Source organism: Nonomuraea sp. NPDC049421 (assembly GCF_040677005.1).
GTDB lineage: Bacteria > Actinomycetota > Actinomycetes > Streptosporangiales > Streptosporangiaceae > Nonomuraea > Nonomuraea salmonea.
This window is the reverse complement of sequence record NZ_JBFAQA010000011.1, coordinates 113,596-126,863: the sequence shown is the minus strand read 5'-3', so window position 1 is coordinate 126,863 and position 13,268 is coordinate 113,596. Positions and strand designations below refer to the sequence as shown.

Below are 13,268 nucleotides of genomic sequence, written 5' to 3'. Positions count from 1 at the left end.
AACGACCGATTGTCAACATGCTGTTTTAAACAGGTTGTTCAATGTGCGAGGATCGCTCTCATGGTGGACGGCGAAGCGGGGCGGCCCTCGATGCTTCTGGCGTTCCGGGCGGAGAACATCTACTCGTTCCACGACGAGGTTGACTTCTCGCTGGAGGCGACGGCGCAGGCCGAGGAGGGCGTAGCGAGGGACGTCCCATGGCACCGGAAAGACGGTCGGCCGCTGCGGGTCCTTCCTGCGGCGGGTGTGTTCGGTGCCAATGCGTCAGGTAAGACCAACCTGCTCAAGGCGCTCCATGATCTGCGGAACCTCGTGCTGTTCTCGTTCCGCTCCGAAGGCATTCGGCGTCACGGCTTCCGGCTCGACCCCGAGGCGGCCGAGCAGCCGACCCGCTACGAGGTCGATCTCGTGCTCAACGGCGTGCGTCACGAGTACGGCGTCATCCTGGACGGCCGGCGCGTGCTCCATGAATGGGCGTACCGATATCCGCACGGCCGCGCGGCGCTGCTCTTCGAGCGCAAGCACGGCAAGCAGGTGGACATCCCCGCGGGCAAGCGGGAGATCGGGCAGGCGATCGAGCGCGTCGTCAGGCCGGACGCCCTGTTCCTGTCGGCCGCGGCCGCCGGCGGGCACCCGGATCTGCTGCCGCTGCACAACTGGTTCGGACGGAACCTGAAGCTTGTGGATGCGTCGAGCAGGCAGGCCCGGTGGACGTATACCGCGCAACTGCTTCGCGAGGAGCTGACCCGCGAACAGGTTCTGGCGCTGCTTCGCGCCGGGGATCTCGGCATCGCGGACGTCAGGACCCGGCCGCTCGACCCCGAAGTGCTCGGACGGGTCAACCGCGCCATGCTCATCTGGGGCGGCTACAGGGACGGCGGCGGCGGTTTCCCGCAGATCGACCTCGACGAGCTGGGTTTGACGCTCACGCACCGCGGGGTGCGGGGCGACGCCGACTTCGACGTGTCGGAGGAATCTCTGGGCACTCTCGTCTGGCTGGGCATGGTGGGGCCGGTCTTCGAGGCTCTCGAGCTGGGGGCGGTGTTGCTGGTCGACGACCTGGGGTCGAGCCTGCATCCCATCCTCGCCGAGCGGATCATCGGTCTCTTTCAGGACCCCGGGGCCAATCCCCGCGATGCCCAGCTCATCTTCAGCTCTCATGCCCCGTCGCTCATGGGCGATACGGCGCGCCAGGGCGCTCTGGGGCGGGACCAGATCTGGTTCACCGAGAAGCTCGCGGACGGCCGGAGCCGCCTCTACCCCCTGTCGGACCTGTCGCCACATCGGGAGGAGGTCATCGGGAAGCAGTACCTCTCCGGCCGTTACGGCGCGACGCCGATCGTCAGCCACGAGGAGTTCGTCGACGTCGCACGTCTCATGATCGGCGGTCACTAATGACCCGGCGAGGAGCGATCCGTGGTGGCGAGGAGGGCGGCGGCGAGCCAGGTGAAGGGGAGCGGGGGGTCGGGTGGGGTGGCGTTGATGGTGGCGACCAGTGACAGGTATCTGCCGTGGGTGGAGTCGAAGGCCGGGTCCTCGTCCATGGGCTCGCGTTCGATCTCTTCGATCAGGCGGAACTTCGCGGCCAGGTCGGCCTTGAAGGTGGTGTCCGGTTGTTTGCCGGTCAGGCCGGCGGTGGCCGCTGCGAGGCGGGTGGCGGCGGCTCTCACTCTGGGGGCGTCCGGTGGGAGGCCCTCGCGGTGGGCGGCCAGCAGGTCCGCCATGATCTCGGTGCCCGTGATGTGGATGAACTCCTGTACGGGGGTGGTGGTCATCTGGCGGCCTGATGGGGTGTGGTAGGCGTCCTGTAGGTACGCGCGGACTGCTTGGCGGAAGTCCGGGTCTCCTACCAGGTCGCCCAGTTCGATCCAGGCTTCCAACTGGGTGGCGGTGGGGTCGTCGGGCAAGTGGGGGCGGATGGCGCGGAGGCTGTCGACGAAGATGGGAGAGGCGTCCAGGCCCGCGCTGACCTCCGTCCAGAAGTCGTCGATCAGGCGTTCGCGCTCCTCGTCGGACATGGAGATGAGCCGCTGCATGAGGGCCGCCTGCTCGATGGTGCCGCCCTGGCCGACCAGTGTGCGGAGCACCGCGCGGCGGGCGCGCAACGTGCGTTCCTGGCGTTCGACCAGCTCCAGGTGCAGGACGAACAGGTCGTGCAGGGTGGTCTCGCCGGCCAGGAGGCGGCGGATGTCGTCCAGGCCGGTGTCCAGGTCGCGCAGGGTGCGGACGAGGTCGAGGCGGGCGATGGCGCGCAGGTCGTACAGGCGGGTGCCGGACTCGGTCAGGCGGGTGGGGGCGACGATGCAGGCGTCGGCGTAGAAGCGGATCGCGCTGACGCTCAGGCCGGTGCGGCGGGCGGCGTCCCCGATCGAGTAGAGCTCGTCCATGCCGCCACTATGGGACCTCAAGCTGCTTGAGGCGCAACCATCCGCCAGGCGTGGGGCTCGACGGTCCAGGTACGGGCGGCGTGCGGGCCGGTCAGCTCGCCGTCGGCGTTGACGTGCAGGTCGGGGCCCGACACGTGGACGCGCGTCCCGCGTACGGTGACCACCTCCGGGCGGTCGGTGTGCCGGCCGAGCTTGAGCAGCACCCCGTACATGAGCCGTTGCAGCGGGCCGGTGGCGAACGAGACGACCACGTCCGCGAGCCCGTCGGAGGGGCGGGCGTCGGGTGTGAGGGGCGTGCCGCCGCCGATCGAGGTGCCGTTGCCGACGCCGACCATGAGGACCCGGCGCCGGCCGTCCGCGACCACCCGGCCGTCCACCTCCACCTTGAGCGGCATCCCCTTGGTACGCGCGCCCGCCACCAGGCTCCCCACCGCGTACGCGAAGCGGCGCAGCACCGGCTTGAGCGGCGTGGCGGTGCGGGCCGCCTCGACGCCCACGCCGATGTGCACGGCGTTGACCACGATGCCGCCTTCGTCGTCGCGCAGCAGGTCGAGCGGCCGGGGACGGCCCGACGCCGCCGCCCGTGCGGCCTCCACCGGGTCGAGCGGTACGCCGAGCCCGCGTGCCAGGTCGTTGCCGGTGCCCAGCGGGATCAGGCCGACGGTCCTGGTGGCCAGCTCGTCCCGCTCTGACAGGGTGGCGACCAGAGTGTGCAGCGTGCCGTCGCCGCCGAGCACGACCGGGTCCCGGTCGGGGTGCTCGTCCAGGGCCTTGGCCAGCGCGCCGGGGTCGTCGAGGCGGACCTCCGCGGTGTCGGCGTGCTCGTGCAGCACGGTCATGATGTCCGCGACCACGTCGTCGCCGGCGCCGCCCGCCGCCGCGTTCACGATCGCCAGCAACCGGCGCATGGAGCCCTCCCTCGCCGCGCGTCCTCTACGGGGCCGACGCCTACCCCTACGGAAGCCACCAAACCCGGAGGTGGTTCTCATGAAGTTCTCAGGCGAAGTTTGTAGCACTTTCGCCTGAGATTTATGACTATGGGGCGATGGAGCGTGTGCCGCAGGCAGACCGTGCGGCCACCGACGTCAACGGGGCGCAGGCGGATGAGGCAGCCCAGGGGGCCGGGGCCGGGAAACGCGTCCGGTGGATCGTCGCCGCAGGTGCGGCGCTGCTGGTCGTCGCGGTCCTGGCGTACGCGCTGGGCAGCGTCACGAGCGGCGCCGAGCAGGCCGCGCCGAGCCCCAGCCCGACACCCTCACCCAGCGCCACCCTGACCGTGTCCGACGTCTTCGAACGCGTCGGCCCGTCGGTGGTGGTCGTCCAGGCGGGCAAGTCATTCGGTACGGGAGTGATCGCGGCCGACGATGGCACGATCCTGACCGCGCACCACGTCATCAAGGGCGCGAAAGAGGTCACACTCCGCTTCGCGGACGGCACCAAGGCCAAGGCGGCCGTCACGTCGGAGAACCCGAAGCGCGACGTCGCCACGCTCAAGCCCGCGAAGCTGCCCGAGATCCTCGTCCCCGCCACGCTCGGCGGGGGCGTGACCGTCGGCGCGCCCGTGATCGCGGTCGGCAACCCGCTCGGCCTGACGTACAGCGTCTCCAGCGGCGTCGTCTCCGGCCTGAACAGGACCGCCGACCGCACCTCCGACGACGGCGACCTGAACGGGCTCATCCAGTTCGACGCCTCCGTCAACCCGGGCAGCTCCGGCGGCCCCCTCCTAGACGCGCGCGGCCTGGTGATCGGCATCGTCGTCTCGATCGCCGACCCGGGAGGCGACGAGGCGTTCGCCGGGATCGCGTTCGCGGTGCCGATCGGCGCGGCACTCGGCGGCGACGACGGCGACGGCCCGCCAGGCCAAGGACTGCAGATATGACGCGAAGGGACCCCATGACCCCGATGGAGCCGGGCCGGACCCACCCGCTCGAACAGGTGCTGTTCGAGGTCAAACGTACGATCGTCGGACAGGACGTGCTGCTCGAACGCATGGCCGTGGCGCTGATCGCCGACGGCCACCTGCTGGTCGAGGGCGTGCCTGGCCTGGCCAAGACCCTCGCCGTACGCTCGCTCGCCGCCGCCATCGACGGCAGCTTCCAGCGCGTGCAGTTCACCCCCGACCTGGTGCCCGCCGACCTCGTCGGCACCCGCGTCTACCACCAGCATTCCGGCGAGTTCAAGACCGAGCTCGGCCCCGTGTTCGCGAACCTGCTGCTGGCCGACGAGATCAACCGCGCCCCGGCCAAGGTGCAGAGCGCCCTGCTGGAGGTGATGCAGGAGCACCAGGTGACGATCGGGCGCGAGACGTTCCGGGTGCCTGAGCCGTTCCTGGTCATGGCGACGGAGAACCCGATCGAGTCGGAGGGCACGTACCCGCTGCCCGAGGCGCAGGTCGACCGGTTCATGATGAAGGTGATCGTCGACTACCCGGCCCAGGCCGAGGAGCAGGCGATCGTCGCGCGGGCGCTGCGCCCGCCCGAGCCGCCGCAGCCGATGCTGACCACCGGCGACCTCATGGCCATGCGGGAACGCGCCCGCCAGGTGTACGTCGACCCGGCGATCGTCGACTACGCGGTCCGCTTGGTCACCGCCACCCGCTCCCCGGCGACGGCCGGGCTGGGCGAGCTGGAGCGGTACGTCACCCACGGCGCCAGCCCCCGGGCCTCCATCGCGCTCGTCACCGGGGCCAGGGCGCTGGCGTTCCTGCGCGGACGGGACTACGTCCTGCCGCACGACCTGGCCGAACTCGCCCTCGACGTGCTGCGGCACCGCCTCGTCCTGTCGTACGAGGCGCTCGCCGACGACATCGACCCCGACACGATCGTCACCAGAGTGCTCGGAGCCGTCCGCGCGCCCGACGTCGTCCTGCAGAACCGCTGACCCGCCATGGCAACCGCCCCAGAGAAACTCCTGCTCCGCCTGGAGTGGAAGGTCGTCCGCAGGCTCGACGGCCGGCTCCAGGGGGCACACCGCACCACGTACCGGGGCTCCGGGATCGACTTCACGGGGCTGCGGGCGTACATGGAGGGCGACGACGCCCGCCACATCGACTGGAACGTGACCGCGCGGCTGGACGAGCCGCACCTGCGGGTGTTCACCGAGGACCGCGAGCTGACCGTGTGGCTCGTGCTCGACCGGTCGGCCTCGATGGCGGCGGGCCGGCCAGGGCGGGCCAAGCACGACGTGCTCGCCGAGCTGGCGCTGGTCCTCGCCCGGCTGTTCGGGCGGGGCGGGAACCGGGTGGGGGCGCTGTTGTACGACACGGGGATGCTGCGCGTCGTACCACCGGGCACGTCCCGCAGGCACGCCCTCCGCATCGCCGCCGAACTGGACCGCACCGCAGAACGCGCCTCCGGCCGCACTTCGGAGCGGGGCTCGGGCTGGAGGTGGGGCCGGCGCTCGGGTCGTGACGACGGGCGGCGCGGCGGCGCGACCACCGACCTGGCCGAGATGCTGGACGCGGCCGGACGGCTGGCCCGGCGCCGCGCCCTCATCCTCGTCCTGTCCGACTTCATCGGCGAAGGCGACTGGGAACGCTCACTCCAGCGCCTGGCCCGCCGCCACGAGGTGGTCGCCCTGCGCATTGTGGACACCGCCGACGACGTGCTCCCTGAGGCCGGCCTGATCGTGGTCGAGGACGCCGAGACCGGCGAGCAACTCGTCGTGGACTCCGCCGACCCGCTGCTCCGCGTCCGCTTCCGCGAGGCCGTGGCGACCCGCGACGCCGGCCTCACCGCGGGCATGCGCCGCGCGGGCGTCCCCGTGCACCGCGTGGAGACCGAACGCGACCTGGCCGAGACCCTCGTCGAGGTCGTCGCCAAAACCAGGGACCGGCGCTCGTGACCGGCCCCGCGGCACCGGTGGAGGAGGTGTCATGACGCTGTCCTCGCCGTTGCTGCTGGTCGTCGGGTTGCTGGTGACGGTGGCGCTCGGCTGGGCGGTCGTCGTGTCGGGGCGCCGCCGCAAAGCGGCGCTCGCCGCCGCCGGGGTCGCCGTGGCCGGGGGCAGGCGTACGTCGTTCGGCGCCGGGCTGACGATCGCCGGCGTCGCGGTGCTCGCGATCGCCACCGCGGGGCCGACGGCCATGGTGCCGGTGCCGCGCACGGCGGGGACGGTCATGCTGGCCATCGACGTCTCCAACAGCATGGGCGCCGACGACGTGGCCCCCACCAGGCTGGCGGCGGCGCAACGGGCGGCCCGCGCGTTCGTGGCGGCCCAGCCGGACAGCGTGGACATCGGCGTCGTCGCGTTCGAACGGGGCGCGCTCACGACGGCGCGCCCCGACGCCGACCACGCCAAGGCGCTCAAGGCCATCGACCGGCTGAAGGTCGCCGGCGGCACCTCGCTGGGCGCGGCCATCGCGGTCTCGCTGACGGCGATCAGCGGCAAGCAGGTGACGATCGACAAGGACGGGAACGTACCGGACATCGGTTACTGGCCGTCGGCGACGATCGTGCTGTTCTCCGACGGCCAGAACCAGGGCCAGGGCCTCGACAAGGCCGCCGAGGTGGCGCAGACGGCCGGCGTCCAGGTGCACACGGTCGGCGTCGGCACCACGGCGGGCGCGACGGTCAAGGTGGACGGCTACAACCTGCAGACCTCGCTGGACGAGGAGACGCTGACCAAGATCGCGCAGACGACCGGCGGCGACTACCACCCCGCCTCCGACGCCGCCCGGCTCGACGGCATCGCCGACACCATCGACCTTCGGCTCACGGTCTCCGACGAGCCGCTGCCCCTCGCCGGCGGGCTGATCTGGCTCGCCCTCGCGCTGCTCACCGCGGGAGCGGCGCTCACCGTGCTCCGCTCTGGACGGGTGATCTGAATGCTCATGAACCGGACGTCCTGGCAGGTGGTCTGAGTGACGTTCTCGTGGCCGTGGGCCCTGCTGTTCGCGCTGGTCATCCCGCTCATCTTCGCCGTGCGCTGGTGGGCGCTGCGCCGCCGGAGGCGGGCCGCCGTACGCGTGACGTCGATCGCGCTGGTCCGCACCGCCGTGCCGGGGCGTACGCGGTGGATCAGGAAGATCCCGCCGGCCCTGTTCGTCGCGGGCCTGGCCCTGCTCGCGGTCGGGGCCGCGAGGCCGCAGGCGGAGGTGCCGGTGGCGCAGCGGTCGGCGACGATCCTGCTGGCCCTCGACACCTCCATGTCCATGTGCTCGACGGACGTGGAACCCAACCGCATGACCGCCGCCCAGAAGGCCGCCGCCGAGTTCATCGAGTCGCAGCGCGGCGGGCCGCGCATCGGGCTGGTGACGTTCGCCGGCACCGCGGGCCTGCTCGTGCCGCCCACCGACGACACCGACGCGCTGATCAAGGCGATGGACGACCTCACCACCGCCCGCGGCACCGCCATCGGCCAGGCCATGCTGACCTCGATCGACGCGATCGCCGAGGTGGACCCGTCCGTGGCCCCCACCGGCGCGACCCCGCCCGCCGGCGACGCAGGTGACGCGGGTTACGCCGCCGCCGCGATCGTCGTGCTCACCGACGGCGCCAACACCCAGGGCGTCGACCCGCAGACCGCCGCCCAGGAGGCGGCCCTGCGGCACGTCCGGGTCTTCCCGATCGGCTTCGGCACCACCACGCCGTCGCCCATGGTGTGCGAGAACTCGCAGTTCGACGGCCGTGGCTTCGGCTCCTGGGGCGGCTGGGGCAGGGGCGGCTTCGACCGGGGACGCAACGTCCGCATGATCGACGAGCCCGCGCTCAAGCAGATCGCCGAGACCACCGGGGGCTCGTACCACCGCGCCGAGAACGCCGACGAGCTGGAGACCGCCCTCGACTCGCTGCCCGGCGCGTTCACCGTCGTCCGCGAGAAGGTGGACACGGCCGCCGGCTTCGCCGCGGGCGGCGCGCTGCTCATCGGCGCCGCCCTGGCGCTCTCGCTGTGGTGGAACCGCCCCAGGGGAAGCGCCGGGTCGGCCCGCTAGTCCCGCCGTCTGTGGCGGAAGCGTCCCAGAGCGGCCCGCTAGTCCCGCCGTCCCAGCAGCTTCTCGATGCTGCGGCGCTCGCGCTTGGTGGGACGGCCCGCGCCCCGCGCGCGTACGGCGACCGTCACGGCCTCCTCGCGCGGCGGCGGCGGAGGGCTCTTGTCGACGTAGCACTCGGCGGCCACCGCCGCACCCACCCGCTTACTGATGATCTTGGAGACGACGACGATCCGCTCGCGGCCGTCGTGCCGCAGCCGCACCTCGTCGCCGGGACGGATCGCGTGGGCCGGCTTGACGCGTACGTCGTTGACCCGCACGTGACCGCCCCGGCAGGCGTCGGCCGCGACCGACCTGGTCTTGGTCAGCCGCACCGCCCAGATCCAGCTGTCGACCCGCGCGCTCGGCTGCTGCTCACCTGCCATTCCGTCACTTTACCGACAGGGCCGCCCCGGTGAGCAGGTCGGCGGCCGCGCGGACGTCGGCGTCCAGCGGCCGGTCGGGGTCGATCGGCGGGATCGCCTCGGCCAGCGCGTCGAGCAGCTCCGCGCAGGCCGGGGCGGTCGGCCGGCGCGCGCCGACGTGCGCCGCCTGCCGCAGCCCCACGGCCAGCGAGCCGCACAGCAGCCGCAGCAGCCCCGCCATGTCGTACGCCCGCAACGCCGCCTGCGTCCCGAAAGGCACCACGTCCTGGTTGTGCAGGTTCGTCGGCAGGCTCTGCATGCCGGCCGGCACCGCCGCGCGCCGCAGCTCCGCGACGAACGCCGTCGTCGCGAGCTGCACGCCCTGCATGCCGTGCTGCCGTCCGGGCCCCGCGGCCAGCATCGGCGGCAGCCCGCCGTTGCGCGCCGGATCGACGAGCAGGTCGAGCTGCCGTTCGGCGAGGTTGCCGAGCTGCGCGACGACCATGGCCAGCACGTCGGAGGCGAACGCGGCCGGCTGGCCGAAGAAGTTGCCGCCGTGCACCACGAGATCGTCGTCGGGGAAGAACAGCGGGTTGTCGCTGACGCTCGACAGGTCGGCCGCGACGACGCCGTCCACGTACCGCAGCGCGTCCTCCGCCGCGCCGAGCAGCTGCGGCGAGCAGCGAATGCTGTACGGCTCCTGCAGCGCCCGCGTCCCCGAAGGGCGCACGCCGGCCAGGGTCTTGCGCATGCCGCCGGCGACGTCCGCCGCGCCGCGATGCCCGTACGCGTCCAGAAGCCGCGGATCGAGGAACTGCGGATCACAGCCGAGCAGGTCGGCCAGCAGGCACGTCAGCGTCTGGACGGCCCGGTGCGCGGCCCGCACGCTCTCCAGGGCGAGCGCGGTCGCGGCGGTGGTCAGCGAGGTGCCGTTGACCAGGGCGAGCGCGTCCCTGCCGTCCAGCGCCAGCGGGCTCAGCCCGGTCTCGCGCAGCGCGGCGGCGGCGGGCATGCGCCGGCCCTCCACGTACGCGTGCCCCCGGCCGCGCAGCGCCTGCGTGGCGTAGGCCAGCGGGATCAGGTCGCCGCTCGCGCCGACCGAGCCGTAGCGCGGGACCGCCGGGACGAACGTGGTCCCGAACATCGCCGCCAGCCCGTCCACCACGTGCGCCGACACCCCGGACAGGCCCTGGGCCAGCGACCACACGCGGACCAGCAGCGCCGCCCTGGCCACGTCGAGCGGCAGGTCGGGGCCCTGGCCCGCGCCGAGGTGGGCGAGCGTGTTGTCGCACTGGTCGGCCTGGTCCGCCCGGCCGGCGAACCCGACCAGCGCCCCGAACCCGGTCGTCGCCCCGTAAACCGGGCGGTCCTCCTCCTTCAGCACCTCGCGCAGGTGGCCACGGCCGCGCTCGACCCGGCCCCGTACGCTCGCGTCCACCACGACGGACACGGGACCTGCGGCGCGGCGGAGGTCGGCGGGACAGAGCGGGGCGGTGAGTTCGATGTCGCGCATGACCGGACGATAGGGCGGTAATTCTCAGAAACCTCTGAGAATTCGTCCTTAGCTTCCAGATCATGGCGCATGACTACGTGATCATCGGAGCCGGACCGGCCGGGCTACAGCTCGCCGCACAGCTGGAACGCCACGGTCATGACTATGTCGTCCTCGAACGCGGGCCCGGGCCCGGCACGTTCTTCACCCGGTTCCCGCGACACCGCCGGCTCATCTCCATCAACAAGGTGCACACCGGGTACGCCGACCCCGAGCAGCGGCTGCGGATGGACTGGAACTCGCTGCTCGGCGACGATCCCGACCTGCTGTTCACCCGCTACAGCGAGGAGTACTTCCCGCCGGCCGACGACCTCCTCCGCTACCTCGCCGACTTCGCGGCGAAGACGGGCGTGCGGGTGCGTTACGGCGTCGACGTCGTCCGCATCGGGCGCGGCGACGACGGCTTCACCGTCACCGACGCCGAAGGAAACACCTGGCAGGGCCGCCGCCTCATCATGGCCACCGGCGTCTCCCAGCTCAACCTGCCGCCCATCCCCGGCATCGAGACCGCGGAACGGTACGACACGTTCGACACCGACCCCGCGTCCTTCACCGACCAGCGGGTGCTCGTCATCGGCAAGGGCAACTCCGGTTTCGAGACCGCCGACGCGCTCATGGCCAAGGCCGCCGTCATCCACGTCGCCGGGCCGCACTCGGTCAGGATGGCCTGGCAGTCCCACTACGTCGGCCACCTGCGCGCGGTCAACAACAACTTCCTCGACAGCTACCAGCTCAAGTCCCAGAACTCCGTGCTCGACGGCACCGTGGAGAGCATCGAACGCCTCGACGACGGCCGCTACCGCGTCGTCTTCCGCTACGCGCGTACCGTGGAGGCGCTGCGCGAGCTGCACTACGACCGGGTGATCGCGTGCACCGGGTTCCGGTTCGACGCCTCGGTGTTCGACGACTCCTGCCGGCCCGCGCTGGTCATCGACGACCGCTTCCCCGAGCAGACCTCCGCGTACGAGTCCGTCAACGTCCCCGATCTGTACTTCGCCGGCACGCTCACCCAGCAGCGTGACTTCAAGAAGGCGACCAGCGGCTTCATCCACGGCTTCCGGTACGGCGTGCGCGCCCTGCACCGCATCCTCACCAGCCGCTACCACGGCGGCGCCTGGCCCGCTCAGGAGCTGGAGCCCAGCCCGGACGCGATCAGTGACGCCATCATCGAGCGGGTCAACCGGTCGTCGGCGCTGTGGCAGCAGTTCGCCGTGATCGGGGACGTCGTCACCGTCAACGGCTCCGCGCTGTACCAGGAGGAGGTGCCGGTGGCGTACGTCGCCGACGGCGGCCTCGGCCCGGCCAGGCACCGCTTCGTCGTCACCCTCGAATACGGCCCCGACCACGACACCGTGGACCCGTTCGACATCTCGATCCCGCGCGTCGCCGAGAACGACTACGAGCACGCCCAGGACGCCAGCTACCTGCACCCGGTCGTGCGCTACTACCGCGACGGCGCGCTGACGGCCGTCCACCACCTGGCCGAGAACCTGGAGAACGAGTGGGACCTGCCGGTCGTGCACCGGCAGCCGCTGACCGCCTTCGCCAAGGAGTGCCTGGCCGATGCCGGCTGACCCGTACCCCAGGCCCATTCTGGACGTGCTGGCCGCCGCCGGTGACCGGCCCGTGTTCGAACACGAGGACCGGGCGGTCTCCGGCGCGCGGATGCTCGGCCTGATTCGCCGGTGCGCGGCGGGCCTGCGCACCGCGGGCCTCGGGCCCGGCGACGGGGTGGCGATGCGGCTCGGCGTCACGCCTGAGGCGTTCGCGGCGATCATCGCGGGGTACGTGGTGGGCGCCCGCGTCGTCGGCGTACGGCCCGGACTGCCCGCCGACCGCCTCCACCACGTACTGAGCCAGGACATCACCGCCGTCGTCACCGACCGGCCTTCCGGCGGGGGAGACCTGGCGCTCGGTGAGCTGCTTGACGCGCCCGACGACGGCTCGCTGGTGCTGTCCGGCCGCCCCGACGACGTCGCCAGGCTCATCCACACCAGCGGCAGCACCGGCCGGCCGAAGGCGTGCGCGCAGACGTACGCCGCCATGAACGCCGCCTGGTTCGCCCGTCCGCCCGCCTGGCCGCCGGCGATCAGGGAGCTGGCCTCCCGCCTGCGGCGCTACCTCGTCTTCGGCACGCTGAGCAGCCTGGTCATGTACGAGTACGGCATCCTCACCCTGGCCGCGGGCGGCACCATGGTCGCCGCCGATCCCTCGTCACTCCCCGACGCGATCGTCAAGCACCGGGCCACCGCCAGCGTCATCACCGTCCCCCGCCTCTACAAGCTGGTGGCCGCCCAGCGCGACACGCCGTCCGACCTGAGCACTTTGCGCGCGCTCGTGGTCTCGGGCTCCCCGATCCCGGCGGCCCGGCTGCGGGAGGCCCAGGAGGTGCTGGGCCCGGTCGTCTTCCACGGCTACGGCCAGACCGAGACCGGCTCGATCTCCCTGGCCACGCCGTACGACCCGCCTCCTTCCTTGGGCGTCCCGCCCGACGCCATCGACATCGAGATCAGGAACCGCTCCGGCGAGACCGGCGAACTGTACGTCCGCACCCCCACCCAGGCCATCGGCTACTGGGGCGACCCGGAGGAGACGGCGGAGGTGTTCGTGGACGGCTGGGTCCGCACCCGCGACCTCGGCCACTTCGACGCCGACGGCCGCCTGCACCTGGTGGGCCGTACGCGGGACGTGGTGATCGTCAACGCCGAGCTGCACTACATAGGCCCCATCGAACGCACCCTGGCCACCGCACCCGACGTGGCGGAGGCCTACGTGGTAGCCGCCCCCGACGAGGAGAAGGGCGAGGCCCCCCACGCCTTCATCGTCCCCGCCCCCGGCCGCACCCCCGACTTCGGGGCACTACGTGACCTGGTCCAGGACCGACTGGGCCCCGCCTGCGTCCCCGCCACGATCACGTTGATCGACGAGGTCCCCACCGCCCCAAGCGGCAAACCAGACAAACGCTCCCTGAAACCACCGAGCTAGGTCCTTGCTTG

The 13,268-nt window shown here is 72.0% G+C and carries 12 protein-coding genes; 8 read left to right on the top strand and 4 right to left on the bottom strand.

Annotation, left to right across the window (positions count from 1 at the left end):
* Positions 1-60 precede the first annotated feature (60 nt).
* Positions 61-1,395, top strand: coding sequence for an ATP-binding protein (locus tag AB0K18_RS20390; protein ID WP_364916176.1), 1,335 nt, complete (start codon positions 61-63; stop codon positions 1,393-1,395).
* Here AB0K18_RS20390 and AB0K18_RS20385 read toward each other — a convergent pair.
* Positions 1,392-2,387, bottom strand: coding sequence for a MerR family transcriptional regulator (locus tag AB0K18_RS20385; RefSeq protein ID WP_364916173.1), 996 nt, complete (start codon positions 2,385-2,387; stop codon positions 1,392-1,394). The two genes, AB0K18_RS20390 and AB0K18_RS20385, sit on opposite strands and share 4 nt — an antisense overlap.
* A gap of 17 nt (positions 2,388-2,404) precedes the next feature.
* Positions 2,405-3,295, bottom strand: coding sequence for a YegS/Rv2252/BmrU family lipid kinase (locus tag AB0K18_RS20380; protein WP_364916171.1), 891 nt, complete (start codon positions 3,293-3,295; stop codon positions 2,405-2,407).
* A gap of 137 nt (positions 3,296-3,432) precedes the next feature.
* Here AB0K18_RS20380 and AB0K18_RS20375 point away from each other — a divergent pair, with 137 nt between their 5' ends.
* The 5 genes from AB0K18_RS20375 to AB0K18_RS20355 are packed head-to-tail and all read left to right on the top strand — an operon-like array spanning position 3,433 to position 8,319.
* On the top strand, positions 3,433-4,266 hold the full coding sequence (locus AB0K18_RS20375) for a trypsin-like peptidase domain-containing protein (RefSeq protein ID WP_364916169.1): 834 nt from the start codon (positions 3,433-3,435) through the stop codon (positions 4,264-4,266).
* Complete coding sequence (locus AB0K18_RS20370) at positions 4,263-5,267, top strand: MoxR family ATPase (protein WP_364916167.1); 1,005 nt, start codon at positions 4,263-4,265, stop codon at positions 5,265-5,267. Before AB0K18_RS20375 ends, AB0K18_RS20370 begins: the two co-directional genes overlap by 4 nt.
* Positions 5,268-5,273: 6 nt before the next feature.
* Positions 5,274-6,230 (top strand): DUF58 domain-containing protein, encoded by a 957-nt coding sequence (locus AB0K18_RS20365; RefSeq protein ID WP_364916164.1) that lies wholly within the window; start codon positions 5,274-5,276, stop codon positions 6,228-6,230.
* Between the two features lie 31 nt (positions 6,231-6,261).
* Positions 6,262-7,212, top strand: a complete 951-nt coding sequence (locus AB0K18_RS20360; protein ID WP_364916161.1) for a VWA domain-containing protein — start codon at positions 6,262-6,264, stop codon at positions 7,210-7,212.
* Positions 7,213-7,248: 36 nt separating this feature from the next.
* A complete protein-coding gene (locus tag AB0K18_RS20355; protein WP_364916158.1) occupies positions 7,249-8,319 on the top strand; it encodes a VWA domain-containing protein in 1,071 nt (356 codons plus the stop codon).
* 38 nt (positions 8,320-8,357) lie between these two features.
* On the opposite strand, the gene AB0K18_RS20350 is transcribed toward AB0K18_RS20355, so the two are convergent.
* Entirely contained in the window at positions 8,358-8,741 is a 384-nt protein-coding gene (locus AB0K18_RS20350; RefSeq protein WP_345390874.1) for an RNA-binding S4 domain-containing protein, read from the bottom strand.
* A 4-nt stretch (positions 8,742-8,745) separates the two neighbouring features.
* The gene (locus AB0K18_RS20345) at positions 8,746-10,233 is read right to left on the bottom strand and encodes an aromatic amino acid ammonia-lyase (RefSeq protein ID WP_364916154.1); all 1,488 of its coding nucleotides are present in this window, start codon (positions 10,231-10,233) and stop codon (positions 8,746-8,748) included.
* 62 nt (positions 10,234-10,295) lie between these two features.
* On the opposite strand from AB0K18_RS20345, the gene AB0K18_RS20340 reads away from it, so the two are divergent.
* Both AB0K18_RS20340 and AB0K18_RS20335 read left to right on the top strand, forming a co-directional pair.
* Entirely contained in the window at positions 10,296-11,846 is a 1,551-nt protein-coding gene (locus AB0K18_RS20340; protein WP_364916151.1) for an NAD(P)-binding domain-containing protein, read from the top strand.
* Positions 11,836-13,257, top strand: a complete 1,422-nt coding sequence (locus tag AB0K18_RS20335) for a fatty acid--CoA ligase family protein (RefSeq protein WP_364916149.1) — start codon at positions 11,836-11,838, stop codon at positions 13,255-13,257. Before AB0K18_RS20340 ends, AB0K18_RS20335 begins: the two co-directional genes overlap by 11 nt.
* Positions 13,258-13,268: the final 11 nt, after the last annotated feature.

Bases quoted from the DNA above. Each gene is read 5' to 3' on its own strand.
- AB0K18_RS20385 (WP_364916173.1), bottom strand. From the start codon at position 2,387: ATGGACGAGCTCTACTCGATCGGGGACGCCGCCCGCCGCACCGGCCTG.
- AB0K18_RS20350 (WP_345390874.1), bottom strand. From the start codon at position 8,741: ATGGCAGGTGAGCAGCAGCCGAGCGCGCGGGTCGACAGCTGGATCTGG.
- AB0K18_RS20360 (WP_364916161.1), top strand. From the start codon at position 6,262: ATGACGCTGTCCTCGCCGTTGCTGCTGGTCGTCGGGTTGCTGGTGACG.
- AB0K18_RS20380 (WP_364916171.1), bottom strand. From the start codon at position 3,295: ATGCGCCGGTTGCTGGCGATCGTGAACGCGGCGGCGGGCGGCGCCGGC.
- AB0K18_RS20345 (WP_364916154.1), bottom strand. From the start codon at position 10,233: ATGCGCGACATCGAACTCACCGCCCCGCTCTGTCCCGCCGACCTCCGC.
- AB0K18_RS20375 (WP_364916169.1), top strand. From the start codon at position 3,433: ATGGAGCGTGTGCCGCAGGCAGACCGTGCGGCCACCGACGTCAACGGG.
- AB0K18_RS20365 (WP_364916164.1), top strand. From the start codon at position 5,274: ATGGCAACCGCCCCAGAGAAACTCCTGCTCCGCCTGGAGTGGAAGGTC.
- AB0K18_RS20390 (WP_364916176.1), top strand. From the start codon at position 61: ATGGTGGACGGCGAAGCGGGGCGGCCCTCGATGCTTCTGGCGTTCCGG.
- AB0K18_RS20340 (WP_364916151.1), top strand. From the start codon at position 10,296: ATGGCGCATGACTACGTGATCATCGGAGCCGGACCGGCCGGGCTACAG.
- AB0K18_RS20370 (WP_364916167.1), top strand. From the start codon at position 4,263: ATGACGCGAAGGGACCCCATGACCCCGATGGAGCCGGGCCGGACCCAC.
- AB0K18_RS20335 (WP_364916149.1), top strand. From the start codon at position 11,836: ATGCCGGCTGACCCGTACCCCAGGCCCATTCTGGACGTGCTGGCCGCC.